Consider the following 26,643-nt stretch of genomic DNA (forward strand, 5'->3'; position numbering starts at 1 on the left):
TATAGATGGGATACATCATTCTTTCCAGAACGGGATCAGAGTAACCTCCTGATTTGGCATATTCGTAGTGATTGTTATATGAGCGAAACATCAATCTTCCACAGTTTTTGATATAAATAATATGCACTAGCAGCACTCCCATTTAAAAAAACAATTACCTATCAATTTGCATGACACCATATAATCATATCCAGCCAATATTAATTATTTAATATTTTATTCATTTGATCGAATTACTCCAATGTAAGACTTTGAAGAAATTTAACATAACAAAACCAGCATAGGTATAAGAATTCTAACATCCAAAAAAATCAAGAACTGGATATAAGGTGAAATACCCCAAACACTTAAACTACCTTAATGATAGTTCTAATTATCTATTAACATTCAAAGCACCTAGAAATTGTAACCACTCAATTCACATAGCCAATAGTAGTGCCAACAAAAAATTGTTCTCCTGAACCGTTTACAGTATAAGCCTGAACAAAATATGGTCCAGTTTCATAATTAAAATTTGGTACATTAATATTTGCATAATACGTCCCATCATCTGCCAAATCCATCTGTATCCATTGTAAATTACTTTGATCTTCTTTTGTCCACACTGCTATAAGAATCTTTTTTATATCTTGTACATTTTTAATGTTTGTAACAGTTATTGGAAGTATGCCTAATTCAAACTGATAATCACCAGCATATATACTTGCCACTGGATCTCCAGATTCCTTTTCTTGAATCTTCCCCTTTTGATCTTTATCATCCAATTTTGCAAGTTCTTTAATTCGTTTTGATTTTTTGTTAAGTTCATTTTTAACTTTATTTATTCCGAATCTCTCCGTTAGCGTTTGTTCTGACGAGAAAAGATTAGTCCCTAACCCTAAACGATTATTCTGAATCTCAACTCCAATAGCAGCCAATGTAGTTGGAAAATAATCGAAGGTTGAATAACTTCTTTTTTCTTTACAATCAGTGTCAACAGATGCATTTATATAAGAAGTATACACCTTTCTATCATAATTTTTAGCAACATTCTCGCAAAAATCACTATCCATTGTTGGATGATCTCCCACCAATACTATTGTCGTATTCTCATAAAAATCCTGTTGCTGTATCCATTTTACAAAATCATTAATCTGCCTGCTTGAACACGCTAACACATTAGCATATTGATTATCCGCAAAATCATTTCTACATCTTTCACAAATATATCCATCTTCTGAATGCGTATCCACTGTTAACAGCGTGAAATTGAAAGGTTCTTTTTGTTTTGCTAGTTCTAACAATTTTTCTTTAGCAAAGTTGAATAATTTCTGATCTTCATATCCCCACCAAACTCTATAGTCCTTCGGAATCATTTCTTCATCTAAAGCATAATTATAATCCAGAATATTATAATTTCCATGCTCTGTAAAATAAAGTCTTCTTCCTCCAAACGTTGCATCCGAACCAATCATTAACGTTTGAGAATAACCTGCTTGCTCCAAAATATCTCCTAATGTTACCGTATTCCCAAAAAATGATTCCTGTGTATCCATACCGTTTGGATCTATAGATATGTTAAGCGGTAACCCTGAGGTCTGAGCAAACATAGCTGCAATTGTCCATGTGGCCCCAGGCATCGCATAGCCACCATTTAATTCATTATCTGTGCCCGAAAAATCTTCGTTTTCTTTTGCTAGTTTGGAAAGTTCCGGTATTATATTTTTTCTAAGTCCTCCTCCGTTTTGTTGATCGGTAAAAGTTATTTCCATAGATTCTAAAAAAATATATATTAAATTTCTTTTTTTCTCGGGAAATATAATTTCCGTGTCCGCAGGGTCAACATAATAATTATCAACAAAAGTTGAATATACGCCTTGCGCTTTAACATAACTTCCTGCGTCTAATTGCTCCCATGCACTATATATAAAAAAAGCAGACAATATCAAAGCCAAAAAGGTACCACCTCCCATAATAACAAAATATTTCTTCTGCTTCCTATATGTAATAAAAAGTATAAGAAATAGTATAAATACTAATATCGCTGGCACAATACTATAATTTATATATTCTTTTATCATTTCTAGATTCGTGCCATCTAGAGGTGCTGATAGATGATACAACAATTCATCTATTGTTAAATTACTCCAAGTATCAAACATCCATCTAATACTTAAACACAGTACCGTAGCTAAAACGGTTAAAATCAAAACAAAAACTGTACCTAGAGAATTTATTAATTTTATTAATGGTTTTCTAATCTTTTTCACTCTTTTCTCACTCTTTCGTAAACATATTTTTTATGATTTATCAACTTTTTATGCACCACTATGATAAAACTTACTTATCTTTTAATTATATCAGATATCCTAAGATTTTACGTCAGAATTTCCTATATTAATATCTAAAATGAAAGGTGATAAAATTTACTTTTTCAATATAATCAATAGACTATTCTATCTTCTTTATCTCTGTTTCCTAAATACAATCCACCGTTGACCAAAATAATTTAATAAAACAAATACTCCCATTCCAATCAACATAGAAACATTTTCCTGCACTACTTTCTCATATTTATCTAATATCCATAACGTCAGTGGTTTAGCAAATCCATATGCCATCACATAACATACTGATATATTAACCACAAATACGACTACTTGCTTCCAAGACTTTTTTTGATCTTGGAAAGTAAAATATTTATTTAAAAAATAACTAAGCATGCTCCCAACAACATAATTGGATGCCGATGAAATCCAATAATTAAAATGAAACATATTATATGCCGCAAACATAACAACCGTTCCGACAATCGTATTCGCTATTCCTACTAAGACAAACTTCCAAAATGTAGTATCCAATACTTTACATAAATGATTATTCTTCCTCATCATCTGTCCTTTCGCTTATTATATTTTTTCGACGTGCTTTCATCTCCAAATAAATTTTACAAATATCCTCCCCGGTTACTCTATGACACACCCATTAAATTCCTCCAATAAAACAAACCAATGTGCATGTACTTGTCCTTGTAAGGTATTGCCCATAAAGGAACTAATTAAAGTCCAAATAATAAAAAAATACACAAAAGAAGCAAATATCCCCAGACTAGTAATAATGCGTATTGGCTTTATACTTAAACTTTTTATTCCATCAAAAGCAGCGATAACATCTTGATCATAGTATACCGAGATACTTTTGAATCCACAATGGGCACCATTTCTCTCAAGAATTTACCATAAGTTAAAATGTAATCAATATTACACTTTTATCTATTCATAAGTTCGTTTAGATTGTAAAAAATCACCTAGCCTTTTACTAAACTCATTTCCCAGTTCTCCCGACATATGACCTTCATAATCCAAGTATCCTTTAATGCTTCTGTTAAAACCGTTTAATTTAATGAAATTGAAGTCATAAAAAGGGACTCGATGCTTTTCCATCATTTTATTGTAATACTCATGTGCCCTTTCAAAAGTTTGAGAATACAATTCTAATGTTTCTTGAGGTACTGGTGTTGTAATTACAATCAATTCAATACTTTTTTCTTTACAAAAATTCACAAGTTTAAGGAAATACTTTTTTTCGACTTCTAATATCTTGTCTTCATTCCATAAAATAATATTAGGACTCCCCCTTATCTGCATTGGGATCCGCCACTTGATACATATAGCCTTCCTTCGTATATTGCTGAGTTCCGGAATTAAGTGGTTTCATATCATAGTTTTTATATAACTTGCTTAATTTCATTCTAAATGTATTGACAAACTGTGGAATCTTATTCCTATAATAAAACCAAGGCGCTAACGTTACTCTGGCATCCATTTTTTTTATTTTTTGATTAAAATATTCCATTTTAATTTTTGAAAAAGGAAACTCCTTGTAAATATACACGGAATTTGCTCCATCATTCTGTCTCGTAGACCAGTAGGATGGATCCAATTCGTAAATAATTCTTTTTGGTTTATGAAACCTGCACGCTTCCTTTACCAGAAAATAAGAATCTATTATATGTTCATCAGGCATGCAGATATTTGTGCTTTTCCTTCCCGTCACCTGATCTACAATTTGCGGATTAATAGCGCTAAGGCCATGCGACGTGCCCACAAATATATCATCATATTTCTGTGTCGTAATCCTATGAACATTTACTCTGGCAATATTATACTGTAGCGAGCCAAAATTCAGTAAGCCTGTTAATACACAACATACAACTATAAATCCCAAAGTTTTAATGACCTTATATCTCCACATGCTTCTCCTCTTTATCACACTTTTATAGTAATCCTACAATTTCCTTTTTAGGCATATATGCATGCCGGAAACGCTCAACCTGATTAAGACTCTTAATCGCTTAACTTTCCTCTTATTATACCCATGGTTTTAAATGAATTCAACAATTCTGTATATTTTATTTGAGTCAGGGGATGCCAAGATTCTATAACTCATCATTAATCCGTACTAAATCTTTATGCACTCAAATAAAACAAAACACCATTCACAAACGAATCCTTCATAATCTTCGTTTATGAACAGTGTTTTAATCTCACCCTATTACCAACTTATCCAAACTGGGTTTTATGCTTCCAGCAGCGACATTTGTGCAGCAGCAATTGCAGCCGCAACAGCCTATGAATTTGCTAGGCTTGCCAGATTTCTGCCTGCAATTCTTACAATATCATAATTTTAATTCAGCATCTAGGCATCAACCCCATAATATATATTTGGCGCGCCTGTGTCCATAATATTGGTTCCCGGCGTTCCACCCAACTCAATCAGATTACAACAAGCCTTTACATAATCCACATTAATGCATGCTGATTTACAATATTGAATGGAGTAATATGTCGAATCTCTCTATCACTTTTTATGTGACATCTTTGCTCCCCAAGTTTCTGTTTTCCTTAATAAAAAGGTCGGATCATCTTTTTAAATGTCACTGCCCGATCCCACTATTCTATAATAAAAAAACTCCAAGAAACTCATTATATTTAGGCTAACTCAATAATCTTATAAATCATACATACACCAGAATTGTTGACTCTTTTTTACACAATATCAAAAATAAAGAACCATTTATAAATAAATCATATCTATTTTGATACATTAACTCTTCTATTACATTTCGAATAATATACTATTTTGTCGAATTTTATCCATTTATTTCCATTAATTAAGGTTTATGTTTACAATATCTCAATCTAATACTTTTTAGGAGGATATTTTATGGATAAAATCAAACAATTAATATTACGTCTCGGCATACGTTCTACCTACAAAGGATTCCTTTATCTTGCCTACGCTTTAACTCTTTGTATACAAGATGATAGTTATCTTTTGTCAATATATACTCGTTTATATGCCGATGTAGCAAAACATTACAACGTTAATAAAGATAACGTTGAGCACTGTCTGCGAACAGTTGTATCTACTTGCTGGGATAAAGGTGACCGTAAATTTTTAATCAAAATATCCGGTTATAATATGACTCAAAAACCAACAAATGGGGAGTTCATTGACATATTGTACCATTATTTAACCCTCCACGAAGAAATATCTTTATAGTTTATAGTAACAACTATTATGGCGGAACGATATGCGTCATCCTTATATGGCGCTATCGTTCCATATTTAGTTTTTCTCCATGTTTTTAGAAGTAATACATTCTTTAAAAATTCGTACTAAAACAGAGTAAAAGCCAAATCCCCCTAAAAATCCTGTTATCAAACGCCGAAAATTTGTTGATTCTTTAATCCGGCTCTCCTGAAGCCCCCAATCACTTCCCATAACCGCCAAACATAAAAACGCTTTCCTAAATGATATATCTTTAAATTTTCCTATAATCAAAGCCACACTTTGACCAATAATCACTCCAGTGCATCTTGCACACACTGGAAATTGCTTGCCTTTATAAAAAAAACTTCGTTCTGGCATTTGATGACAACCGGAATAATTTCCGATCATTCTAATCGTTTCTAAAACTGATTGCCGCAATCCTGACATACATTAATCACCTTAGTTTCCGAAGTCGTCTTGCTTTTTCCTTTTCCCATGCCACATAAGCCACATAAAAAGCCAAATGGTCCTGCAATCAAAGTTCCTAAACATGCTTTAATCCAGCCAAATCCTTTCGTCTTTCCCTCAGTTGTTTGTTCCGTAACAGCATGGCTTGTTACGTTGTTGCTTCCGCATTTTGGACAAATCATTTTTCTTCCTCTCTTTCCCCTATGTATTCACTGCTTTATTATTCATTTTCTTCACCATTATAAGCAAATACACTCTATTAGTCAATATAAATATACTCTAATAGCATTTTTCAAATTTACTTTTGATAGGCAAACCTGAATTAAATAGAAAATTGGATCAAGAATCATCGACAAAGGTCATGGGATTTTCATTTTTGCGCCGTGGAAACGAAGTATTAATGACACATAACAGTATTCTTGAAGTCGTTGAGGCTGGCCATGTCTACACTAATCAGGGGTCCATCCCAATGGGATACCGTCCAGTTCTTGATCTTTCCGCTATCCCGGGACTAATTACAGACGGAAATAACAAGATTAGAGGTACTTGGTGGCTCGTCGCAAATTCCACAGGCAGCATTAATGTGATAAGTTCCATCACACATAGTGATCCTCTCAGCTACGTTACTTCTGCCAGTTGGCCTACATCAGATGTAATCAACCTATAGTTTATTTGATTCCTATCAACATCCAACTGCTAAACGTCCAGCCATTTACAGTCCAGTTACCCATAACAAACGATGTAGTAGATGCAAACCGTACGCTTCCACCAATACTATAACCTGTATTTGTTCCTACTCTCCCAAATTCAAGGTTTTTACCGATAAAAGAATCATTAAACAGCATGATATGTGGGTTGAGTTCAGTCAAAAAGTATGTACCGGAATAAAAAAATGCTAGATACATTGTTTTAAACTGTGTGATATCTTTGATTGGAAATGTACCGCTTGTTACAGCGTGTGCCAATATCTCAATGCTTTTAAAACTACTTTCTAATTTTCTAATTAATTCAGTATCCCTCTTTGAAACTTGTTATTAGTTACGTCTATAAAAGCGTACAACAAAAACACCCGACCCTCGCCGGATGTAAAAATATCCTTATTCCCCTCTTGCTATGCGCTTAAATACTTCTGATGATGATACTTGATGCCTTCCTGGTCCACCGTGCAGTAGCCCATCGTCGTCTCCGGCTTCGCATGGCCCGCCATGACCATGGCCTCCTGCAGCGGCATCCCCCGGTTCAGGGCGTTGGTCAGGGATGTCCTGCGGAACCGGTGCGGGTGGGCCTTATCGACTCCCGCCCGCTGGCCCGTTCGCCGGATGATGTCCTCGATCCCCGTCTTCGACAGACGGCTATGCGGCCTCCTAGTGGATACGAACAGCGCCGGGCTCCCATCCGTCCGGCTGTCCAGATACTCCTTCATGTACAAGTTCGTCCTGTCGTTCAGGTAGACCCGCCTTTCCTTGCTTCCCTTCCCGAATACGATCAGGTCCTTGCTGGTGAAGCGGATGTCGTCGCGGTTCAGGGCTGCCAGTTCCGAGACCCTCACCGCCGTGCTGTAGAAGAACTCCATCATCGCCTTATCCCGGAGCGTGCTGCAGTTCCGTAGCAGCATCTCCCTCTCCTCGTCCGTGTAGGGCTTGCGGATCTTCTGCTCCACCTTGATCGCCTCTACCAGGGCCATGGGATTCCTCCGGATCCGGTCCCGGTCCCGCAGCCATGCGAAGAAGCTGCTGTAGACCGCCCGGACGTTCTTGAGCGTCTGGTTGGACACCTGGCGGATCGCCTTGTAGGCCCGCATGTACCCGGAGATGTCCCCCTCCGTAATGTCCCGGACTGCCTTGTTCACATAGGACAGCAGCCTCTGCAACTCGTAGCGGTATCGGTCCACCGTCCCGGGGGACTTTCCCTCCAGGGCCTTCGACATCAGGTATTCCTCCAGGTCTATGGCCCAGCTCCTGTCTGAAATCCGCAGTTCCCGCTTCTCCTGCGAGATCTCGCACCCCTCGAACACCACCTGAAGGACCGTCTTAAGGTCCCTCAGGCATGCCTCGTCCAGAATGGCCTGCATCCTCCGCAACACCTCCATAATCTTCTGTTCCATCATTCCAACTCCTTTTTGCTTTCCATTGTAGCAAATATTGCTGGCTATTCCTGAACTAAATAGAAATATATCTGATGTAGCAACTACTTTAGATACTCAACCAAATGTTATTATTCACAAAAGAGGTACTATGGTTGCCGTACAAGGTGTAGTAGCCATGAATTCACAAAGAATTAGCATTACGTTGCCATACAAGGCAATAGAACAGACCTGGTTTCCTGTCATCGGTTTAAATAGTTCATCTGAACCAACAACTGGCTATACTGGACGCGGAGTTATAACAAAAAATAATAACGCAATGGATATAGTATTAGCAGGAGCGAATACATTCGGATGCCTAAACTTTTCTTATAAAACAAAAGGCTAACCTATAGTTTAAGATAATGAATACAATAGTTGACTCGTATCGGGGACGATGTCGCAGGATAAAAATACTGAAAATATGCATTATTACTTCCCCACCATTCTGGGGCATAGAAATGAATAGCAGCAGCGTTTCCATCCCCGTTATTGGTAGTGATGACACATTTTCTTTCGTCAAAATTACTGATAGATGGATCATAGAATTTTAATTTAGACAGCAAGTCCGAAGCTAAAAACAATTGTCTATAATCCGCATTTGCGCCTTGCAATACGCTAGTCCCCATAATCATGATGTGGTGTGCATATTCCCGCTTCGCTGCTGTTTCGGCGCTTAAATACAAATTTTCTATTTAATTCACCAACTTCATCCTTCACCTTCCCCAAATTCGGCAGCACTTCAAACAGCGGTTCCACCGCTTCCACATTCAGTCCATTCAGTTTCACCCGATACAGCGGATACTGCCTGAGCGTCTCGCCTTCATACACATTTCCTGCGGTATAATCCGGGTCTTTTGCCACTTCTCCCGGTACTCCCTGGATATAATGGAGTTTCATGTTTTCAATGGCTCCATTTGCTTCTATCTGCGCGACTACCAGATCATTCCGCAACTGATTCTGCGTGCCATTATTAATCGTAATGTCCTCATATTCCCCAAACGGAATGCGTCCGACTGCTCCTCCTACTACCAGTGCTCCGTCATATACCCGAAGCAGGTTATTGGAGATCAAAGTTGCTTTTAACTTCTGTCCTACATTTACGACTCCATCCATACCGATAACTGCTTCCCATATGGCTCTGTCGTCTGCTGCGTTAATGTGTGCTTCCGCCTGAGGCGGCGTTTCAATTGTAATTCCTTTTAATCCCATATTATTCACCAACCTTATATTCTATAGTTTTATTGTTAACATCGAGTTTCAATATTTTGCCTGTTACAGGCTGTTTCATGTACAATCCTGTGATTCTCTCGCGGCCGCCCACGATATCTCCGACTGCCACTTCGATATCCTGGATTGTTATACTTAGTTCCTTATAGTTTCCTGCATCTTTCAGTTTTTCCGTACCGTCTTCAATCATCTTTGCCCGGTCGGATTGGCTTGTTACCTCATACACTGCCGCCCTTTCGTCTGCTCCGAAGAAGGACTGCTTTTCGCTGACATTTCCTTCTTCATCCGCATACAGATGGACTGTGATTAATTTTTCTTCCTTATCCTTGCCATAGCAGACCAGATGATTGGTTCCCATCTGATAATCCCGTGTGGTAAAATGCACTTTATTGTCATTGCTATATTCTATATTTTCTGAATAATCCACGATGGGCACCGCCCGGATCACTACGCATCCGGAAAACTTCTGCTGTTCATAGACAAGTTCCAGTTTTGCTCCTGCGGACTTCAGCATCCCGGTCAATCCTTCCAGACCATCCACGTAGCCATCCATCTCATAGCCTTGTATCTGGATGCCGCTGTCAACATCATCTACCTGCATCAGGCCGTCAAACCATCCTTCTGTCAGGACTGCCAATACTTCATTGGCTTCTCCAGATATGGTTAGTTTTTCCTGTCCCTTTTCTGGGCAAATGATTTTCTGCTGCATCAGTCCTCTCCAGGTATAGCCTCTTAAGAATACGGAGTCTTCATAAGTCGAGGTCTCTTTATCTTCGATTAGACCTCCGTATTCGGTGCCTGGCAGGTAGATCCGATCCCCCAGCTGATATCCTAGATTCATATATTCGGAAAACGCCATCTGGAGTTCAAAATCATTGGTATCTCCCAGATCAATGTCCAACTGTGCAGATTCTGTCAGAAATCCTTTTTCCTGCCCTCTGCTGTTGGCAATAATCATATCTTTTATGCACATCTTGGCTGGCTCCTTTCCTGGAACAGGATAATGTCAAATCCAAAATCCCCGTTCCATTTTACCCGGCTCATGCCCTGTGGAATTCTGGCAAAGATATTCTGTTCTTTCTCTCTGCTGTTAAATGCATTTTCCCTGCTGCCGTCTGTCTTCGTAAGTATAATCGTTCCCTGGGAACTATCTATTGTCACGTACTCTCCTGCCTCGATCTTCATATTCACCTGATATAACTGGTCTCCTATGAAAACCGCCGGGCTTATGGCAGGTCCGAATATCACCATGCGGAAATCCGTTTCCGTATAATGTTCATTTAGTATTGTCATATCTGACAGACCGTTAGAGTAGCGGTATGGATAACGCAGTGGATATCTCTTGTTATCCCTTGACATGGTATCTGTCGGCTCATAATGCATCTCTTTTTCCTCTATCCAATAAGGATAGTCCGTGGTCACCGCAAGTTCTGTCACCGCAAGCACATCCGACTCCCATTCCGTCTTTTTGGACTCAGTAATGTAACATTTTAGATACTGCTGGTTGAAGTACAGCCTGCCTGGCACGCCGGCCAGTATGTCTTTCTCAAATATCTCTGTCACCAAGTCCAGTGCTCTGTGATATTCCGCTTTTGACGCAAATACCTCAAAGGTAACACTTTTCTCATGGATCTCCTTTTCAAACCCGGTAATCTGGTTTGCAGATGACAGGGCGTTCCACTTATAATCCAGCAGATCTCCCGCCAGCAAATGATAGGGTCCGCTCTTTAGATCCACCACCTCGCCAAAATGATTCTTATAATACACATTCATCATACTGTCACTGGCACTCCTTTCTTTAATGCTCTGTTTACCTGACGTCCATTCAGGAATACAGGCCTGTCTGTTCTTTCATTGTTGATCTTTCTCTGCCGGCGTTCGAACTCATCAAAGTCGAATCCCTGCATTGCGCTGCCGCCGGACAGGATGGAATTCTGATAAGAGATTCCGCCTCCAAAGGTGGACATAGCCACGCTTGCCTGGCCTTCCAGCGTCTTTAACGCCTGCCCCAGTCCTTTCTTCATTTCTCCCAAAGGAACATTGGATTCAAATCCGATTCCCATGCCTAATGCCATCATCTTGCCTATTTTGTCACGGAAAACTCGGGATGGGGAATTGATTTTAAATAAGTCTCTTATTGCGTTAAATGCTTTGTGTCCCACATCCACTACCATATCGAGCAGCATGGAGGCAGCCTTTCCAATACCATTCTTGATACCTTCGATAATATCGTGTCCTACCGCCCCCCAATCAACGCTGCTAAAGGAAGATTTTATTGAATCAATAATCTGCGGTATCGCATCAATAATTTTCGGTATCGCCTCCACCAATCCAATAGCCAACTGACCAATCAACACTATGCCTGTCTGGATAATCTGAGGAATCATCGTCAATATTCCAGTCAGCAGACTCTGAATTATGCCCGGAGCCATTGCAATCAATATTGGTATTGCGTTAATCAGTCCTTGCGCCAATCCCATAAGTAAAGTTAGGCCCGAACTGATCAACTGCGGGATATTGTCAAGCAGTCCTTGGATCAATGTTAGTATTAATGTAATCGCTGTCGGTACCAGCATAGGGAGTTGTGCCGCAATTCCTTCAATCAGCCCGGATAGTATACTGAATCCTCCTGCTAAAAGGGCCGGTAGATTGGCCGTTATCGCCAACATCAGGCTATTAAGAAGTAGTGCTCCTTGTTCCATCAATGCGGGCAATGCTTCTACAATTCCATTGCACAGATTTGTAATAATCTCAGGACCTTTTGTCATCATCATCTCCAGCAATCCATCAATCTCATCACCATATGCCTGGTGCAACAGGCCTAAACCAGCGACAACCAGTCCGATACCTGCGCCTATCCCCATTAATTTGAGGAACCCCATCCCAAAACTAGCTGCTTTATCCAAAACAACTGAAAAAGACGAACTAACCTCCGTTCCCCATTTTCCTAAATAGGAGCCTATTTCCCCTAACTTGCCTGTAAGTCCTTGGAATTTGGATAAAACTTTCCCACCAAAGGCTCCAACTTTCTCCCCTATTGATGATACGGTTGAGCCTATTTTATTCGCAGTCTCTATCACTTTAGGGGCAAAGTCTTGTATCGGCTTTATCAGTACTTTTGTAAAATCTGAAAAACTAGATCCTAAAAGTCCTATCTTATCTCCAATTCCCGAAAATATCTCTGGGATTTTCATCATTCCCTTACCTATTTTGTCTACTGCTCCTATCGCATTGCCAATGCCACCAGTCACAATCCCTACTGCACCTTTTACACTTTCATAACCTGCAATTACGCCTAATATATTCGGCATTACGCCTGCCATGTCTGAACTGAGCGTATCAAATGATACTCCGGTTTTTGACAATGACTCTGCCAATTGGGCAAATATGGTATTTGCGTTTGTTACAATCTTTCCCATATTATCTACTATGCCGGTAATGTCATCTAACGCTTTGTTTGTCTTTTCTTCTGCCATGTTATCATCCTTTCTTGATTAACACGGCTCACTGGCTCACATATGTCTTCTTCTAATTTTTTATTCTGATTTCTACCTCTCTCCCGCACTTCTTGCATCGGATATACACTCCGCTGCACTGTGCGGTGTTGTCATATATCAATAGTTTCTGCCCGCATTCTTGATTGGGGCAGCGGTACCATTTCCGCACAACCGGAATCTTCAGCACCTTTTCAATCTGCTTTGTCATGAGAATAATTCTCCTATCTCATAATCGGATACGCTGCCCTTCTTTCTGTGGAGCGCGACCCGTTTCTTGATCTCTTTTACCCGCTTTCTTTCTTCCTTGTCTTTAATCGAATTCAGATCTGCTTTGCGGTACATCATTCTTTGCTTAATCTCCGCCTGCTCCGGCAGGCCTTCGAATAGAATCAGGAATTTCCACCAGTGCATGTACCTCACCCGTTCAAGGTCAATGCCATAGTACTCCAGGAAAGCAGCGAAGATGCAGCCGGCATCTTCGGTGTATGAAAACACCGGCTCGCTTTCGCTTTTTGAGGAATCAGTCTTCTTTGGCTCAGGGTAAAGCACATTGCCTGCCAGGAACTCTCCCAGTTTATATATTGCTTCTTCCGTATCTTCCGGGCAGTCGATATACCACTGCAATAAGAGTTCTGCCTTCTTTCTGCCGGGAACTCCCTCGTCATCCAGAAGTTCTACCAGTTTGATCCATTCCCGGAAATCTGTCACAATGCGGTACCGCTTGCCTCTGACTTCCACATAGTCAGGAAACTTTTCATATAAAGGGTTCATAGGAATCACCTGTTATGATGCTGCCCTTTCTGGCCGCCTTGCCTCTGCTGCGTATTACGGTTCGCAGTTACATAATATTTGCTATAGCTTTGATCCATCCGTCCGCCTTCCTGTTCTCCAAACCGGGAAAATGATTCTGCTGACTGGATCGCCAGTTCCAGGCTGACTCTTCCTTCATACATCTTTTCACTGGTTCCCGGGCCAAATATATGGTCAAAGAACTGGGCAAAACAGTCTACCTGCGCGCGGATAATGTCGCTTTTCTTTCCCACCTTTGGGGTTTCTTTGCTCTGGATGACCAACTGCTCCTGGGCTTCCTCCAGGGCGTCCATGAAGTCCGCATCTGTAAAGTCAATCTCTTGTTCAAATGTTCCGAATTTCCACAAACTCATCTAACTGATTCCTCTCTTTCTCTTAGGCTTCTGCCGGGATCTCGCCCTCTACGAATGTGCATGTCTGCCATTTATCTGTCGTTGTGCAGTATCCTTTTACGATTTCAGATACAGCCTTAAAGTTTCCGCTGTAGATCAGGGCATCCGTGCCGTCTCCTGTCGTATCAGGAACTACGCTGTATGTACGCTTTCTGGCCGGATATTTGCCTCCTGCCTTCTCCTCGAATACATCCACGCTTACGATCTCTACCTGCGCGTCTACGCCCAGAAGCTCGTCGTCTGTAATATTGGCGATCTTTTCATGTACTGCATTGTTGGTATAGCGGTCAAATGCATACTCGATTCCGGTAGCATAGCCGACTACGTCAGTCCTCTCCGTTGCCTCATCGATATACTGGCGCGCGTATTCTTTTGCCTCCTTGCCCTCGATCAATGAGGTGAATCCGGTAATCCTGTCATAAGTTCCTTCTGCTCCTACCTTCATAAAGGCCAGTCTCTTGTGTCTTCCTACTAATTTCTGATTGTTTGTCATAATTCTCTCTCCTTCTACTTTTAAAAAATTTTTGCTGTCTTTTTTGCTGTCGCCATTTTTACATTCGCCTATCTGTTGTCAAGATAGACCATCCTGCATTCCATCAGATACTTCACGTATCCGGCTTCCCTGGAATCCAGGTATCCACTTTTTACCGTGTCGATTCTGACCGGCGTGACTCCTTCCATTTCCGGAAGGCTTCCATCCTGGCTCTGCTTCTCGAGCCATTCCTCCAGATACTGGCAGTTCCCGATGCCGTCAACCGTACGGCTTGCGTCTTCTGTATCCAGCGCTTTCATAGTTACGGTAAACCAGTACTGTTTCAGTACCTTCCCATCTGCATACTTCTTATAAACTGGCTCTCCTTTTGCCGTATTAACGGAATAGCCTTCTCCATCGGGAAGATAATCCTTATGGATAACGCTTCCGCTAAACACCGGACAGGTCGTCAGATATTCCCGTATGCTTTCCAAAATCGTCTTTTCCTGCGCCAACTCACCACCTCCGTATCATGCTTTTTACTTTTGGCAATATTGCTAATTGACTCTCCAGTTACATAATGCTATATTGTTTTTATCGAACATTAGTTCTGATCAGGTGATGGGTCATATCTTGTAAACAGCCATCGGAAGTTGTACTTTTCAAACAGGGTCTTGTGGATCTTATATGCATCCTCATAATAGAATCCCTTTTTGGTAGAGCCGTTCACGATGCTGCTGACCGTCTGATATTGACAGTCCAGAAGTTTTCCCATCTGCAGAAATGTAACTTTTTCTGTTTTCATTGCCTCAAGCAGATTTTGATAAACCAGCATTTTTTACTCCTTTCCAAGATTATTCAAATTCGTAGTTCCGAATTTGTTAACCTGATTATATTCTTTATTTCGTATTATGTCAATACGATAAATTCTGATTTCCGTATTTATTCGGTTTTCCGAATTTTATCATTTACAAAATATGTTCAAGAGTATATAATGAATCTATATACCTTGGAAAGAGTATAAAATGAGGTGGAATTATGGATAAAGCAAGAATCCTAGAACAGTTGATCAAGGAACAGGGCTATAATCTAAAATCTTTCGCCGCCAAGTGCGGCATGCCCTATACAACCTTATATGGGATTATTAAGAACGGAGTAGGACGCGCCAGCGTCAACAATGTCAACCTAATATGCCGGAATCTGGGAATCGAGATGAAAGACTTGGAGGCAATGGCAAAGGGTACCCCTGTCAAAGAATACGAGCCTACTTATGAAGATGTGGAACATCTGATCGCAAGGAATGGAAAGGAATTTTCCACAGAACAGAAGATGCGCCTGATCAAGCTGCTGTCCGAAATTGATTCATAAAGGACTGGTTTTATTGGCTGATACAAAGATTATCGCCGCAACTTTAGAAGTGTTTCAGGAGTGCGAAGTGCGCTCTTTTCCGGTGGACTGCTGCAGTCTGCTTCGGCACTATGGATATAAGGTATACACCTATAAGGAATTAAAAATGAAGAATAACGAATTGTATGAGATGTGCATGGGCTATTCCGACGATGCATTTCAAGATGGATGCACCGGCATCATTGCCTACAATCAGGACAAGCCTGCCGGAAGAAGCCGTTTTTCCTTGATGCATGAACTGGGCCACCATGTCTTTGCACATGTAGGCAATTCTGCCCGGAATGAGCGGGAAGCCAATGCCTTTGCCAGCAATCTTCTGGCTCCACGCATGGCAATTCACCACGCCCATTGCCATTCTGCTTCCGATGTGGCACATATTTTTGAACTTTCCTACGAGGCCGCTTCCAATGCATTTGCCGACTATCAGAAATGGCACGCAAGGGTTGCCCGCTATTCCATGACCACGCTGGACCAGCAGATGTACCAGCACTTTTACCATTCATCCGCAGGACGGTTCGTCTGGAATATCCGTAGATGCCCTTCTTGCGGCAAGGCACTGTACAATCGGCAGGAATGCGGCTGCCAGCTAACTGCTTATCCGGAGTACATCCCTGCCTATAGGGCAGAAGATTCTTGGGACAGGGACAACGACCGGCAATTCAAGAAAGCGGTAAGCCGATGGCTGTATGAAGAATAGAAAACGGCTTTTCCACACTTCAACTTGTGGAAAAGCCGTTTGAATATTATGATCTGTCCATTGTTCTAACTTTATAGCCCATATTCCCGGTACATCAAAGCACGGAACGCCTCATCCTCGCTCACCCTTCTTATATCCTCCACCCGGTTGTCGTTAAGCAGCCTATAAATTAATGAGGTCAAACGCTTCTCTCTTTTCTTAGCCTCTTCCTCCAATTCGTCTGCAAACAGTTCCTTTAACGCATCGCACATATCTCTCGCCTCCTTCATCGCCTTCTGGTTTGCTCGTACCACCAGGTCCATTACCGCCTGATATAATTTTGAATCCTTATGCTCTTTATAATCCCTAATCAGCCGGTCTGTCTCCTTATCTGCCTTTATATCCGTCCTGAGGCTATTAAGCCATCGATTCTCATCGCTGGATAGTTCGTGGTTTAATATGATCTGAATCGGCAGAAACTCATTTTCCAGCCAATAGATTCCGTTCTCAATCTTTCTTACGGCAATCTTCCGCTCCTTCTTTAAGATTCTTAGCATCTCTCTTGGATAGTGGTTGCACACAAAGGTAATGGTAATCTCCTCCAACCGGATCTACCCCACCTTCTCCGTGTCTGACTGGTAAAAGCAGGCGTATCCGTAAACTTTATAAAAGTCGTTGATGCTCAGATAATCCCCCGGACTTTTATATTCGATCAGGTTATGCTTCCGAAAAATTCTCCCAATATTCTTGCGTACCGGGGAATCGGTCATTTTCTTTACAATCAATGTGTCTATACGCATCGGCTTCTTGCTCAATTCGTACTCCGGGTAGAACTCCAGATTCCCGAATTCTTCCTGTAATTCAATCTGCAATGCTGCGCAGAATCCCGGATGCCATTGTAAAACCTTATCTGTCATCTGGTACCTCCATTATATTTAATTTTTTCTTCTCTTGCAAGGTCAATGGACAGATTCATTCATAGGCATCACCACATTTCTGTCTGAATTACAAATCGGATAATCCTGACGAACGTCAGATTGGATTATATAGATAACTTAGAAACTAGATTTGTGAGATTACTGTAACATATTTCTCTGATATAGGCAATCCGTTTTACTGGTATGCCTGACAAGCCTAGTGAATATGTCCAGCAGAACATTTCAACATATCAGCAAAGTTTACAACATTTTGGAGCATCAAAAAGGAGCAGGTTTTAAGCACCTGCTCCTTGCAAATATTCGAAATCTAAAACTGCGCATAGATGAATCCGCCCGTGGTGGTCATCACATACCCGAACATGGGAATCCCGAACACTAGCATTCCATACACGGCCCACCGAATCACCAAAGGCTTCCTTCCCAGACTTTCCCGGATCTGAATTCCCCTCTCCTTTAAAAAACTGATCAGGAATACCACCAGGCAGCCCATCGCCAGGATCATATAATCCAGTTTGTCCAGTCCCAGCATCATCAGAGAGCCATCCGTAAGCGTGGCAAGGCTGAACCCTGTCACCGTGCTTTTCATCATGGCAAATGCGGCCGACAGGCTGACAGCCATGTCAAAGTACCAGCTGATATTCACCAGTAGGAAGGTTCGAAGGATCTGCACGACATGCCAGGCTCCGGACTTGGGATTGATATGGAACTTCTCAAATCCTTTTCGGTAAAGCGGGGCCAGCAGGCTGCTGACCGCGATGATCAGGCCGTTATACAGACCATAGGCAATGTATTTCCATGCGGCGCCGTGCCAGATGCCAACGACCAGGAAGACGATGATATTAGCGACACAGATGGGAACCACCCGCCCGGTCTTCTTGCCAAAGGCCTTTTTGGACCATTTGCCGAACTTGCCCATCCATTTAGACAGAGATACTGGATAAAAGATATAGTCCTTCATCCAGGTCCCCAGCGTAATGTGCCAGCGATGCCAGAAGTCTGTGATGGACGTTGCAAAGTAAGGCCGCTTAAAGTTCTGATCCAGTTCTACGCCAAAGAGCGCGGCAACACCCATGACTACATCCATGCCGCCGGAAAAGTCCATATACAGCTGGATGGAATACATCAGGACCGCAACGATATTCGTCACGCCGGAATACTGGGTATAGTTCTGGAACACCTGATTTACCACCACCGCTGCCCGGTCTGCCAGCACCAGTTTCTTAAAGAATCCCCATAGCATCAGCTGAAGCGCGTACTGGGCCTTCAGCAGATCAAAGGAATGCTGTTCATACAACTGCCTGGCCAGCCTGTCGAATCTGCCGATCGGCCCCTGCAGCAGCTGGGGGAAGAAAGATACGAACAAGGCAAATCGGAACGGATTCTTCTCAGCCTCATATTTTCCCCAGTATACGTCGATGATATATCCCATGGACTGGAATGTATAGAACGAGATTCCAAGCGGCAGGATCAGTTTCTGGAACGAGATTCCTGCATGGAATATAGCGTTTACATTCTCGATCGCAAAGTTGGTATATTTTAAGACCGCCAGCATGCCGAAGTTAAGCAGCAGGCACCCAATCAGGATTCTCCGCTTTCTCGACTTCGCCTCATTCCTGGGCAGTTCTTTGTGGTTCACCCGATCTAAGAGTCTTCCTGTCCCATAAGTGGTGATGGTGGTATAGAGCAGGAAGAACAGAATCTTGATTCCCGATGATGCATAGTAAATATAACTGAAGATCAGCAGCCATATCCACTGGAATCTTTTCGGAATCAGATAGTAGCCGATTACCGCGATTCCCACAAATATCAGGAATTCCATTGATATAAGGGACATGTTTCTCCTCCGCTATTTAGGCTTCCTGAAGACGCTGTACCATAGCCCACAGCGCCTGTGCCGAATTGAAATTCTCAGGCACGATATCCACAGGCGTGATCTCGATGTCAAATGCTTCTTCCAATTCTCCTACAATAGACAGGATCGCAAATGAGTCCAGCACTTCGTCATCAATCAATGTGGTACAGGTCTCATAGTCCGCATCCGGCTGGATGTCATTTAAGATTTCCAATAATTTTTCCATATTCTTTCTCTCCTATTTTATCGTTTCCTTTTAATTTTCTTTTTTTGTCTCATTCTCAGACAGATATTTTCCCAGCTCTGCGCTGAATCTTTCTGCCTCTTCGCCGTACATATGGCCGTCATAGTCCCAATAACCTTCCATGCTCCGATCGATGTTCAGTCCATCATCAAAATTAAAGTTCTTGTACGGGACTTGATATTTCTTGGTCAGGGCTTTAAAATATGCATCCGACTGCCGGAAGCTATCCGGCATATTCGCTATCGTGTCCGCAGGGACCGGCAGAGTAATCACTTCCAGCTCGATTCCCTCTTCCTTGCAGAATCTGACCATTTTTCTGAAATACTCAAGCGCCGCCGGACGTATCTGTCCTTCGTCCCAGGGAACATTATTGAAAGTTCCCTTATCCGCCCCTTCGACTTTGTCCTGATAAAGGAATCCTCGGTCCGCATAATGACCGCCAGGCACGTCCAGGATCTTCGGGTCATGCGACTGATATGCGGGGCTAAGCTTCTTCTTGGCCGTTTCCTTGGCTAGAAGGAGATTATTCTTATAGTAACTCCAGGGAAACAGCGTTCCTCTGAATTCTAGTTCCATGATCTTATTTGCAAAGTATTCTGCCTTATTTAGCGACCATGGGAACTCCTTATAAAAGAAAATGGACGTAGAGCCAAGTCTCTGGTCCAGAATCCAGTAAGATGGATCCAGTTCATAGATGATTTTCTCTGGCTTCTGCTTTCTGCAGGCTTCCTTCATCAGATAATAAGTATCCACCGGATACTCGTCTGCCATGCACAGGTTGAAACTCTTCTTTCCTGTCACCTCGTCGACTTTCCCGGGGCTGATCCCATACTGTCCATGAGAGGTGCCGATGAATAGATAGTCAAAAGGCCCTTCTTCTTTTACTTTATGCAGATTCATCCACACCACGTTAGGCGGCATGGTAATCCAGTTCAGGCATCCGGACAGTACCTCGCAGATAGCCAGGAACAGGATGATCCTTATAATTTTAAATCTTTTTTTACTTTTCATGTCTATTGTTCTGCCTCTATACAATTGATCTCGTCCGTACTTCGGCGTCTTCTTGCCACTTTGATGCCTTCGTTTTTTGAATAGAACAGGATCTGTGGAAGGTCCCTGCTCAGAAACAGATACATGCCTTCCGTCACAGAATAGGCCCCCGTACGCTCAAATACCAGTATATCTCCAATCTTCGCCTCCTGCAAGGGCAGATTCTTCACAATCACGTCATTGACGGTACACAGCGAGCCGCATACGTTCCACTCCGTTACATCCTTTTGACTAATATCCTCCTGCTTACTGCCTTTATCCACAGATACTTCTTCATATCTGCCCTCTTCCTCGTGATACTGACGATAATGAGGGTGCTTCATTGCCATTGCCTGACCAAAATAGGTGAGGTGATGGATGCCTCCATCCACGATACAGTACTTCTGTCCCATATTTACCTTCTGATCCACGATGGCGGTCAGGTAGCATCCGCAATAAGCGGCCAGATACCGGCCCATTTCCAAAGTAATCTTACCCTGGAATCGAAGTTCTGAAAGAAATCCTGCAAATTCCTTCAGCATGGCTTCATCATCAACTTCTTCGTCTGTAGAAAAATATGGCACATAGAATCCAGGACCATACTCCAATTCTTCTGCCTCGTACCCATAGGCTTCTTTCAGCATGGCTATCAATTCATCCAGATGCGCCAGTTCCTTCTTAAGTTTTGCCAGTTTCTTTTTCTGAGTTCCGGAATAATGCTGCAAGCCTATGATATTTATATGGGAATACTCGTTTCGCCGCTCTATGATCCGGCAGATCTCTGCCTCATCCATCCCGAACTGGTTGCCGCTGGTCACGCGGATCAGTGCCCGGATACGGATGCCTTCCTTGCAGGCGCATTGTTCCAGAAGTTCCAGATGACTGGCGGACTCTATGGTATAGGTTCCCTTATCCCCATAGTTGCGCATAGCATGGGCAACGTCCTTCTCCTCCTTATACACGCCGGAGAGCACGATCTGTTCCATGGGGATCTGGCACATCTCGCAGATGCCAAACTCCCCTGGAGAGCAGACTTCATATTTATCAACCACGTCCTTTAAAGGCTTTACCAGAAAAGGATTGGCTTTCATAGCATAGCAGAGGCTTGCCTTTCCTCCAAGAATTTCCCGGATCATGGCAATTCTTATTTTCAACTCATCGATATGGAATACATAGAACGGCGTCTCATATTTTCCGGCAATCTGCCTTAATAGATCTCTATCCATGCAATCCCTCCTTATACTGCGTTTTCAGTCCTTTGCGGTCGATCTTTCCATTATTTGTAATCGGAAGCCGGTTCATCTTTATGAATACATTTGGTACCATGAACGCTGGCAAGGCCGTCCCCAGGCTTTTGACAATCTGGCGCTTTTCCAATTCTCCTTCATAGAATGCCACGATTTTGTTCTTCTCTTCATCATAGATGCAGCACCCGCGCCTCATTCCTTCCACCCGCTCCAAGGCAGTCTCGATCTCTCCCAGTTCGATCCTGTGGCCCATGTGCTTAATCTGGTAATCTTTCCTGGATGCAAAATACAGATACCCGTCTTCTCCATAGTAGCCCAGATCTCCCGTCCGGTAGATCGGCTCCAGATACTGCCCATTCAGAGGATTCTGCATAAACACAGCCTTCGTCTGCCTGGGATCATTATAGTACCCCAGCGAGAGCGCCGTGCCGGATACGCAGATTTCTCCTTTCTTAGAAGGCTCTGTAACCAGGCGGTCTTCCTCATCCAGAAGAAACACCTTCTCATTGGGAAACGGCTGGCCGATCGGCAGGTTCTCGCCTGGCTGAAACTCCCGGTCTATCTTATAGTACGTGCAATTGCAGGTAATCTCCGTAGGACCGTAAACGTTGGCATACCTGGCATCCGGCAGGTATCGCTTCCACTCGTTCAGATGCTTTACGGGCATTACCTCGCCGGAGAAGATTACCTTGTCTACCTTGGAAGGCACCTTGTACTCGAAGCCTTTCAGCGTCGTAATGATACACAGCGCGGAGACGGCCCAGATCAAGGTAGTCACTTCCCGTTCCACCAGATAGTCCAGCAGTTTCGTGGGAAACGAAAAGAGTTTCTTAGGGATAATCTGCATGGCAGCGCCTGTCTTAAGGGTGGAATAGATATCCTTTACCGATACGTCAAAATCAAACGGCGCCTGATTTCCGATCACATCTTTGTCGGTAATTCCAAAAATCTCCGTAAAATCTTCCATAAAGTCAATGACCGACCGATGGCTTACCACCACGCCTTTGGGAATGCCTGTAGAACCGGAGGTGAAGTTGGCATAAAGCGGATCAATGTCAAGCCTCTGGCTTCTGATTTGCTCCAGAAGTACGGGGTCTTCTTGCGTCTTTACTGCCTCTTCTATATCTATGACCACTCCTTCAAAGCCCAGGCCATCCAACTGCTTTTTATACTTTAAATCCGCCACCAATACCCTGGCCTTTAGCGTGTCCAGGATCTGCCTCAGCCGTTGGGACGGCAGTTTCGGATCCAGGAGCACATAAAAACAGCCCCCATATACCGCGCCCATAAAGGAATAGATCGCATTTACGCTCTTCTCCATCAATACGGGAACCGGCATCCTGGGGCTTACCTTCTGTGCAAGACAGGTTCCCACGGCCCTGGCTCTCATCTTAAGTTCCGCATAAGTGCAGGATGCCCCTTCATCCGCGAAGGCTGTCTTGTCCGGAAACTTGTTTTCGGATCGTTCCAGATACTCTAATATATTTCGAATCATATTTTCCCCCTGATTATATAACATTCTTAATATGCTATCTAGTTTATACGATACTGGAGAAAATGTCTATTACATCCATAAAATCTTAATAATTATCCGGCGGAAAAGACCCGATACCCTGCGCCCATCCATAGATGAATTGGCGCCCCTTTTCGGGACATATAATGCCAGGGTATCAAGCTATAACTGTATTTTCACTATGGTATTATCCCAGTGCTTTTTATTCATTGGCCTTTTTCCGATAACTTCTGTAATTATAGAGTTCCAGTTTTTCTTTCAGTTCCCTGCCCAAACGCTGCGCATAAGTACAGAATATGTTTTCTTCAAAATAAAGAATCCGATTCCTGGTATCTACTTTCCAGACTAGATCCAGATTCGCAAGCGTAGATGATTTTGTCTGAAAAAAATAGGGCGCGACCTTCTCATACAAAGGCTTTACATCCGCATGGATCTTGCCTGTGCCTTCTTTATGGACGACCTTGCAATAGTGGGAGGATTTAATGGTTTCAAAATAGTAGATATCTTTCAGCGACACTTTCATCCATAAATAATCCTCGCTCATAATATACATGTGCTTGCTCTCTTCCGTTGCTGCTCACTCCTTTAGCTGCCCTACACTAAGAAACCTTATTAGTATACCATATATAAAATACTATACATCTCCCTAAAACAGGTCGACTTTTCACATTATGTAGAATTTTGTCGCATTTTGTAGTATGAAAATATCATAATAGGCGGCCTATGCATATGCACAGGCCGCCTTTTCAACAGTCTTCCCTATTCGCCCAGGCCGCTCTCAATGGCTTCCACCATTGCCTTTAACGCCGCTTCTTCATCTTCCCCTTCACATACCAGTTCAATCTCGTCGCCCTTTTTGATACAGGCGCCAAGCACGCTTAAAACGCTCTTCGCGTTTGCAGTCGTATTGTCATACTCGAACGTCACCTTGCATTTAAAACTGCTGGCTGTATTGCAAAATATTCCAGCCGGCCGCAGATGTAGTCCGGTGGGGTTAATAATTGTAACTTTCTGCCTAACCATAATCTCCTCCGTTTATCCTTCTTGCTATACTATTCGCCAGCAGGAGCATTAGAATCCGCTTCTTCCAAAACCACCTCTACGCTGACTTCATTTACCAGGGAACACCCATCCGGAAGTTCCACGGTTACCGGTACCCGATAAGTTCCGGGTGCCGTGTAATCCTTCAAGTCTATGCTCACCTTCTTTGCGATGGAGAACACATCCAGAACCGCGCTGGGGCCTTTGATCTGTATCTCCAGATCTACTGTGCTGTCATAACTTACCTGCAGCCCATCGGTAAGGTTATTGACCATGATGGAACTGGTCGAGACTTCAAATATCTTCGCTCCCGGCTGCTCGATCGAAATGGACACCACCACATTGCTGGCATTCTCATCTGCCAGGGTGACTCCTTCCGGCAGATAGGGTGAGATATCTACCGTCTTTTCCGTCCTCTGGGTCAATTCAGATACCTTAAGCGCCTCCGCGGGGACATCAATCTCGGTCAGTCCCGCCAGATCCTTTTTCTCCCCGGATACCCGGACTTCCTGTGGCTCAACGGTAATTCCGCTTACTTTATAGCCTTCCGCCGCAGTTACCTGGGAAGTATCCAGCTTGACGGGTAAACTCTTGATCTGATAAAGAGTCACTTCTACGCTGACGCCATCCTTGCCCAGATTATTCGCCAGCAGCGTCTGGTCAATCACATTATTATTCGCGTCATACAGTACAAGTTTTGCCTCAAGGTTCGAATTCTCGGATAATCCTGAGACATCTACCTCGGCCACCACCTTATTGATGCTGTTGATCACCTTCTTAGGCCCTCTTAAGGTAACCTTCTCCGGATTCGCCGTCATCTCTCCTACCATATATCCTTCCCGTACCGTGCCGGTGGTAGTTGGAGTGATCGGGAAATTATTCTTTGCCTCGTCATCAATCTGTACTTGCAGATTCCGCGGCGTCGAGTAGGCCTTTTCATATTTGTAGCCCGGTATCGTCACCTCGATGGGAACCTGGGTTCCCAAAGTCAGTTCCTTCATATCTGCAACTGCCATAATGTCGTCCGCCTTGATATTATTAAGGACGGAACGTTTCGCAGTTACGGTAACGCTTACTTCCTGGGTATTGTCTATAATCTGGTAGGTTCTGTTGTTGTCCGTTACAATCTCTTCATTCATTACCGTGACAGGGATGCCGGAAAAGGTCTTATCCGTCACCGGATTGTCGATATTAACCACAATAAGCCACATAAAAGCGGCAATCAGAAAGGCTAATATCTTAAGACCAAGATTATCCATTAGTCTTTTTTTCATGCTTATGCCTTCCTTTCCATAATGCCGCTATTTTATTGACTTCTGCCTTTTTATCCTGAATGCTTGCTAATTTTTCCCTCAATTCTTTCTGGCTGATATTGCGGAACAGCTGGCCCCCCTGTGCCACGGATACTGCGCCCGTCTCCTCAGACGCCACGATTACCAGCGCGTCGCTTACCTCGCTCATTCCTACTGCAGCCCTATGCCTGGTGCCCAGGTCTTTGCTGATGCCCATGTTATCCGACAGCGGCAGATAGCAGGTAGCCGATACGATCCGGTCTCCCCGGATAATGATCGCCCCATCATGAAGCGGCGTATTGTGCTCAAATATGTTGATCAGAACCTGGCTTGACACAAGACAGTCCATCTGGATTCCCGTACTTTCATACTCGGTCAGACGGATTGCCTGTTCAACGACGATCAGCGCTCCGGTCTTAGCCTTTCCCATTACAAAGGCCGCTTCTACGATACTCTCTCTTGTCTCCTCGCTGAAACGTACCTTCTCCCTGTTCGTCTCAAAAGGCACCACGGAACTGAGAAACTTCTTTTCTCCCAGTTTCTCCAGGGCCCTCCTTAGTTCTGGCTGGAATACCACGATTGCTGCCGTCGCCATGACCGTTACGGCATTCTTGGCAAGATACAATATGGTATGCATCTTGAATATGGCGGCTAAAAGAATGAATGCAGCAAGCACGATGATTCCCTTTAGAAGCATCCACGCCTTCGTGTTCTTAATCCAGACCATGATCTGATATATCAGGAATGTAAGGATCAATACTTCGATCACATCGGTCAGCTGGATCTCCGGGAAATAAAACCCTGTGACATATTTTTCTGCAAATCTGGTGATCTGCTGTTCCATTCTTTCACCTCCTTCTTTCTATGATTCCTTTCCC

At 42.9% G+C, this 26,643-nt stretch carries 32 protein-coding genes; 4 read left to right on the forward strand and 28 right to left on the reverse strand.

Annotation, left to right across the window (positions count from 1 at the left end; all coding sequences use genetic code 11):
* Window positions 1-413: 413 nt before the first annotated feature.
* From K0036_RS12695 to K0036_RS19110, 4 genes are all read right to left on the reverse strand, one after another.
* Window positions 414-2,249 (reverse strand): GBS Bsp-like repeat-containing protein, encoded by a 1,836-nt coding sequence (locus tag K0036_RS12695; RefSeq protein ID WP_259283300.1) that lies wholly within the window; start codon window positions 2,247-2,249, stop codon window positions 414-416.
* Between the two features lie 195 nt (window positions 2,250-2,444).
* A complete protein-coding gene (locus K0036_RS12700; RefSeq protein WP_330627142.1) occupies window positions 2,445-2,873 on the reverse strand; it encodes a GtrA family protein in 429 nt (142 codons plus the stop codon).
* Window positions 2,874-3,251: 378 nt separating this feature from the next.
* Window positions 3,252-3,626 carry a hypothetical protein gene (locus K0036_RS19105; RefSeq protein WP_259283301.1) on the reverse strand — a complete coding sequence of 125 codons (375 nt, stop codon included), beginning with the start codon at window positions 3,624-3,626 and terminating at the stop codon, window positions 3,252-3,254.
* The gene (locus K0036_RS19110; RefSeq protein WP_259283302.1) at window positions 3,604-4,233 is read right to left on the reverse strand and encodes a hypothetical protein; all 630 of its coding nucleotides are present in this window, start codon (window positions 4,231-4,233) and stop codon (window positions 3,604-3,606) included. Before K0036_RS19110 ends, K0036_RS19105 begins: the two co-directional genes overlap by 23 nt.
* A 972-nt stretch (window positions 4,234-5,205) precedes the next feature.
* Here K0036_RS19110 and K0036_RS12710 point away from each other — a divergent pair.
* Window positions 5,206-5,544 (forward strand): sporulation initiation factor Spo0A C-terminal domain-containing protein, encoded by a 339-nt coding sequence (locus tag K0036_RS12710; RefSeq protein ID WP_220429897.1) that lies wholly within the window; start codon window positions 5,206-5,208, stop codon window positions 5,542-5,544.
* A gap of 66 nt (window positions 5,545-5,610) precedes the next feature.
* Here K0036_RS12710 and K0036_RS12715 read toward each other — a convergent pair whose 3' ends face one another.
* From K0036_RS12715 to K0036_RS12725, 3 genes are all read right to left on the reverse strand, one after another.
* Entirely contained in the window at window positions 5,611-5,982 is a 372-nt protein-coding gene (locus tag K0036_RS12715; RefSeq protein WP_220429898.1) for a DUF2085 domain-containing protein, read from the reverse strand.
* Window positions 5,955-6,185 (reverse strand): hypothetical protein, encoded by a 231-nt coding sequence (locus K0036_RS12720; protein WP_025642971.1) that lies wholly within the window; start codon window positions 6,183-6,185, stop codon window positions 5,955-5,957. The genes K0036_RS12715 and K0036_RS12720 overlap by 28 nt, the downstream gene beginning before the upstream one ends.
* A gap of 929 nt (window positions 6,186-7,114) precedes the next feature.
* Window positions 7,115-8,107: a tyrosine-type recombinase/integrase gene (locus tag K0036_RS12725; RefSeq protein ID WP_220429899.1), complete on the reverse strand. Its 993-nt coding sequence runs from the start codon at window positions 8,105-8,107 to the stop codon at window positions 7,115-7,117.
* A gap of 130 nt (window positions 8,108-8,237) precedes the next feature.
* Between K0036_RS12725 and K0036_RS12730 the strand changes: the two genes are divergently transcribed.
* The gene (locus K0036_RS12730; protein WP_220429900.1) at window positions 8,238-8,474 is read left to right on the forward strand and encodes a hypothetical protein; all 237 of its coding nucleotides are present in this window, start codon (window positions 8,238-8,240) and stop codon (window positions 8,472-8,474) included.
* Window positions 8,475-8,743: 269 nt separating this feature from the next.
* On the opposite strand, the gene K0036_RS12735 is transcribed toward K0036_RS12730, so the two are convergent.
* From K0036_RS12735 to K0036_RS12780, 10 genes are all read right to left on the reverse strand, one after another.
* A complete protein-coding gene (locus K0036_RS12735) occupies window positions 8,744-9,337 on the reverse strand; it encodes a hypothetical protein (protein ID WP_259283303.1) in 594 nt (197 codons plus the stop codon).
* 1 nt (window position 9,338) lies between these two features.
* The gene (locus K0036_RS12740; protein ID WP_220429901.1) at window positions 9,339-10,328 is read right to left on the reverse strand and encodes a hypothetical protein; all 990 of its coding nucleotides are present in this window, start codon (window positions 10,326-10,328) and stop codon (window positions 9,339-9,341) included.
* Window positions 10,319-11,131, reverse strand: coding sequence for a hypothetical protein (locus tag K0036_RS12745; RefSeq protein WP_173693816.1), 813 nt, complete (start codon window positions 11,129-11,131; stop codon window positions 10,319-10,321). Before K0036_RS12745 ends, K0036_RS12740 begins: the two co-directional genes overlap by 10 nt.
* Entirely contained in the window at window positions 11,128-12,831 is a 1,704-nt protein-coding gene (locus K0036_RS12750) for a phage tail protein (protein ID WP_220429902.1), read from the reverse strand. Before K0036_RS12750 ends, K0036_RS12745 begins: the two co-directional genes overlap by 4 nt.
* A 52-nt stretch (window positions 12,832-12,883) precedes the next feature.
* On the reverse strand, window positions 12,884-13,060 hold the full coding sequence (locus K0036_RS12755; protein WP_004605446.1) for a hypothetical protein: 177 nt from the start codon (window positions 13,058-13,060) through the stop codon (window positions 12,884-12,886).
* Window positions 13,057-13,623: a bacteriophage Gp15 family protein gene (locus tag K0036_RS12760; protein WP_220429903.1), complete on the reverse strand. Its 567-nt coding sequence runs from the start codon at window positions 13,621-13,623 to the stop codon at window positions 13,057-13,059. The genes K0036_RS12755 and K0036_RS12760 overlap by 4 nt, the downstream gene beginning before the upstream one ends.
* Window positions 13,624-13,628: 5 nt before the next feature.
* Window positions 13,629-14,015: a DUF6673 family protein gene (locus K0036_RS12765; protein ID WP_220429904.1), complete on the reverse strand. Its 387-nt coding sequence runs from the start codon at window positions 14,013-14,015 to the stop codon at window positions 13,629-13,631.
* Window positions 14,016-14,037: 22 nt separating this feature from the next.
* Window positions 14,038-14,547 (reverse strand): hypothetical protein, encoded by a 510-nt coding sequence (locus K0036_RS12770; RefSeq protein WP_025642963.1) that lies wholly within the window; start codon window positions 14,545-14,547, stop codon window positions 14,038-14,040.
* A 68-nt stretch (window positions 14,548-14,615) separates the two neighbouring features.
* Window positions 14,616-15,041 (reverse strand): hypothetical protein, encoded by a 426-nt coding sequence (locus tag K0036_RS12775; protein ID WP_025642962.1) that lies wholly within the window; start codon window positions 15,039-15,041, stop codon window positions 14,616-14,618.
* A gap of 89 nt (window positions 15,042-15,130) precedes the next feature.
* Complete coding sequence (locus K0036_RS12780; RefSeq protein WP_025642961.1) at window positions 15,131-15,361, reverse strand: hypothetical protein; 231 nt, start codon at window positions 15,359-15,361, stop codon at window positions 15,131-15,133.
* 203 nt (window positions 15,362-15,564) lie between these two features.
* Between K0036_RS12780 and K0036_RS12785 the strand changes: the two genes are divergently transcribed.
* Both K0036_RS12785 and K0036_RS12790 read left to right on the forward strand, forming a co-directional pair.
* Window positions 15,565-15,894, forward strand: coding sequence for a helix-turn-helix domain-containing protein (locus K0036_RS12785; protein WP_004605440.1), 330 nt, complete (start codon window positions 15,565-15,567; stop codon window positions 15,892-15,894).
* A 13-nt stretch (window positions 15,895-15,907) separates the two neighbouring features.
* Entirely contained in the window at window positions 15,908-16,630 is a 723-nt protein-coding gene (locus K0036_RS12790) for an ImmA/IrrE family metallo-endopeptidase (RefSeq protein WP_259283304.1), read from the forward strand.
* Between the two features lie 71 nt (window positions 16,631-16,701).
* On the opposite strand, the gene K0036_RS19115 is transcribed toward K0036_RS12790, so the two are convergent.
* From K0036_RS19115 to cdaA, 11 genes are all read right to left on the reverse strand, one after another.
* The gene (locus K0036_RS19115; protein ID WP_259283305.1) at window positions 16,702-17,214 is read right to left on the reverse strand and encodes a hypothetical protein; all 513 of its coding nucleotides are present in this window, start codon (window positions 17,212-17,214) and stop codon (window positions 16,702-16,704) included.
* Between the two features lie 6 nt (window positions 17,215-17,220).
* The gene (locus K0036_RS19120) at window positions 17,221-17,526 is read right to left on the reverse strand and encodes a hypothetical protein (RefSeq protein ID WP_259283306.1); all 306 of its coding nucleotides are present in this window, start codon (window positions 17,524-17,526) and stop codon (window positions 17,221-17,223) included.
* A gap of 328 nt (window positions 17,527-17,854) precedes the next feature.
* Complete coding sequence (locus tag K0036_RS12800; protein ID WP_220429906.1) at window positions 17,855-19,381, reverse strand: MBOAT family O-acyltransferase; 1,527 nt, start codon at window positions 19,379-19,381, stop codon at window positions 17,855-17,857.
* Between the two features lie 16 nt (window positions 19,382-19,397).
* Window positions 19,398-19,625, reverse strand: a complete 228-nt coding sequence (locus K0036_RS12805; RefSeq protein ID WP_009249180.1) for an acyl carrier protein — start codon at window positions 19,623-19,625, stop codon at window positions 19,398-19,400.
* Window positions 19,626-19,655: 30 nt separating this feature from the next.
* Entirely contained in the window at window positions 19,656-20,654 is a 999-nt protein-coding gene (locus K0036_RS12810; protein ID WP_220429907.1) for a hypothetical protein, read from the reverse strand.
* Window positions 20,655-20,656: 2 nt separating this feature from the next.
* The gene (locus K0036_RS12815) at window positions 20,657-21,898 is read right to left on the reverse strand and encodes an alanine racemase (protein WP_220429908.1); all 1,242 of its coding nucleotides are present in this window, start codon (window positions 21,896-21,898) and stop codon (window positions 20,657-20,659) included.
* The gene (locus tag K0036_RS12820; RefSeq protein ID WP_220429909.1) at window positions 21,891-23,414 is read right to left on the reverse strand and encodes an amino acid adenylation domain-containing protein; all 1,524 of its coding nucleotides are present in this window, start codon (window positions 23,412-23,414) and stop codon (window positions 21,891-21,893) included. The genes K0036_RS12815 and K0036_RS12820 overlap by 8 nt, the downstream gene beginning before the upstream one ends.
* Before the next feature lie 220 nt (window positions 23,415-23,634).
* Window positions 23,635-23,985, reverse strand: a complete 351-nt coding sequence (locus tag K0036_RS12825; RefSeq protein WP_220429910.1) for a LytTR family transcriptional regulator DNA-binding domain-containing protein — start codon at window positions 23,983-23,985, stop codon at window positions 23,635-23,637.
* Between the two features lie 206 nt (window positions 23,986-24,191).
* Entirely contained in the window at window positions 24,192-24,455 is a 264-nt protein-coding gene (locus K0036_RS12830) for an HPr family phosphocarrier protein (protein ID WP_025642954.1), read from the reverse strand.
* A 29-nt stretch (window positions 24,456-24,484) separates the two neighbouring features.
* Window positions 24,485-25,747 (reverse strand): YbbR-like domain-containing protein, encoded by a 1,263-nt coding sequence (locus K0036_RS12835; RefSeq protein ID WP_220429911.1) that lies wholly within the window; start codon window positions 25,745-25,747, stop codon window positions 24,485-24,487.
* Window positions 25,725-26,609 (reverse strand): diadenylate cyclase CdaA, encoded by an 885-nt coding sequence (gene cdaA / locus K0036_RS12840; protein WP_220429912.1) that lies wholly within the window; start codon window positions 26,607-26,609, stop codon window positions 25,725-25,727. Before cdaA ends, K0036_RS12835 begins: the two co-directional genes overlap by 23 nt.
* Window positions 26,610-26,643 lie beyond the last annotated feature (34 nt).

It is taken from the genome of [Clostridium] scindens, from assembly GCF_019597925.1.
Lineage (GTDB): Bacteria > Bacillota > Clostridia > Lachnospirales > Lachnospiraceae > Clostridium_AP.

What these genes read in the sequence shown, in the direction of transcription:
- K0036_RS12835 (WP_220429911.1), bottom strand. Translation starts at nt 25,747, where the DNA reads ATGAAAAAAAGACTAATGGATAATCTTGGTCTTAAGATATTAGCCTTT.
- K0036_RS12780 (WP_025642961.1), bottom strand. Translation starts at nt 15,361, where the DNA reads ATGCTGGTTTATCAAAATCTGCTTGAGGCAATGAAAACAGAAAAAGTT.
- K0036_RS12740 (WP_220429901.1), bottom strand. Translation starts at nt 10,328, where the DNA reads ATGTGCATAAAAGATATGATTATTGCCAACAGCAGAGGGCAGGAAAAA.
- K0036_RS12745 (WP_173693816.1), bottom strand. Translation starts at nt 11,131, where the DNA reads ATGATGAATGTGTATTATAAGAATCATTTTGGCGAGGTGGTGGATCTA.
- K0036_RS12735 (WP_259283303.1), bottom strand. Translation starts at nt 9,337, where the DNA reads ATGGGATTAAAAGGAATTACAATTGAAACGCCGCCTCAGGCGGAAGCA.
- K0036_RS19110 (WP_259283302.1), bottom strand. Translation starts at nt 4,233, where the DNA reads ATGTGGAGATATAAGGTCATTAAAACTTTGGGATTTATAGTTGTATGT.
- K0036_RS19120 (WP_259283306.1), bottom strand. Translation starts at nt 17,526, where the DNA reads ATGACAGATAAGGTTTTACAATGGCATCCGGGATTCTGCGCAGCATTG.
- K0036_RS12710 (WP_220429897.1), top strand. Translation starts at nt 5,206, where the DNA reads ATGGATAAAATCAAACAATTAATATTACGTCTCGGCATACGTTCTACC.
- K0036_RS12815 (WP_220429908.1), bottom strand. Translation starts at nt 21,898, where the DNA reads ATGGATAGAGATCTATTAAGGCAGATTGCCGGAAAATATGAGACGCCG.
- K0036_RS12770 (WP_025642963.1), bottom strand. Translation starts at nt 14,547, where the DNA reads ATGACAAACAATCAGAAATTAGTAGGAAGACACAAGAGACTGGCCTTT.
- K0036_RS12765 (WP_220429904.1), bottom strand. Translation starts at nt 14,015, where the DNA reads ATGAGTTTGTGGAAATTCGGAACATTTGAACAAGAGATTGACTTTACA.
- K0036_RS12825 (WP_220429910.1), bottom strand. Translation starts at nt 23,985, where the DNA reads ATGTATATTATGAGCGAGGATTATTTATGGATGAAAGTGTCGCTGAAA.
- K0036_RS12755 (WP_004605446.1), bottom strand. Translation starts at nt 13,060, where the DNA reads ATGACAAAGCAGATTGAAAAGGTGCTGAAGATTCCGGTTGTGCGGAAA.
- K0036_RS12800 (WP_220429906.1), bottom strand. Translation starts at nt 19,381, where the DNA reads ATGTCCCTTATATCAATGGAATTCCTGATATTTGTGGGAATCGCGGTA.
- K0036_RS12720 (WP_025642971.1), bottom strand. Translation starts at nt 6,185, where the DNA reads ATGATTTGTCCAAAATGCGGAAGCAACAACGTAACAAGCCATGCTGTT.
- K0036_RS12820 (WP_220429909.1), bottom strand. Translation starts at nt 23,414, where the DNA reads ATGATTCGAAATATATTAGAGTATCTGGAACGATCCGAAAACAAGTTT.
- K0036_RS19105 (WP_259283301.1), bottom strand. Translation starts at nt 3,626, where the DNA reads ATGCAGATAAGGGGGAGTCCTAATATTATTTTATGGAATGAAGACAAG.
- K0036_RS12725 (WP_220429899.1), bottom strand. Translation starts at nt 8,107, where the DNA reads ATGGAACAGAAGATTATGGAGGTGTTGCGGAGGATGCAGGCCATTCTG.
- cdaA (WP_220429912.1), bottom strand. Translation starts at nt 26,609, where the DNA reads ATGGAACAGCAGATCACCAGATTTGCAGAAAAATATGTCACAGGGTTT.
- K0036_RS12805 (WP_009249180.1), bottom strand. Translation starts at nt 19,625, where the DNA reads ATGGAAAAATTATTGGAAATCTTAAATGACATCCAGCCGGATGCGGAC.
- K0036_RS12785 (WP_004605440.1), top strand. Translation starts at nt 15,565, where the DNA reads ATGGATAAAGCAAGAATCCTAGAACAGTTGATCAAGGAACAGGGCTAT.
- K0036_RS12750 (WP_220429902.1), bottom strand. Translation starts at nt 12,831, where the DNA reads ATGGCAGAAGAAAAGACAAACAAAGCGTTAGATGACATTACCGGCATA.
- K0036_RS12830 (WP_025642954.1), bottom strand. Translation starts at nt 24,455, where the DNA reads ATGGTTAGGCAGAAAGTTACAATTATTAACCCCACCGGACTACATCTG.
- K0036_RS12810 (WP_220429907.1), bottom strand. Translation starts at nt 20,654, where the DNA reads ATGAAAAGTAAAAAAAGATTTAAAATTATAAGGATCATCCTGTTCCTG.
- K0036_RS12715 (WP_220429898.1), bottom strand. Translation starts at nt 5,982, where the DNA reads ATGTCAGGATTGCGGCAATCAGTTTTAGAAACGATTAGAATGATCGGA.
- K0036_RS12760 (WP_220429903.1), bottom strand. Translation starts at nt 13,623, where the DNA reads ATGAACCCTTTATATGAAAAGTTTCCTGACTATGTGGAAGTCAGAGGC.
- K0036_RS12730 (WP_220429900.1), top strand. Translation starts at nt 8,238, where the DNA reads ATGGTTGCCGTACAAGGTGTAGTAGCCATGAATTCACAAAGAATTAGC.
- K0036_RS12700 (WP_330627142.1), bottom strand. Translation starts at nt 2,873, where the DNA reads ATGATGAGGAAGAATAATCATTTATGTAAAGTATTGGATACTACATTT.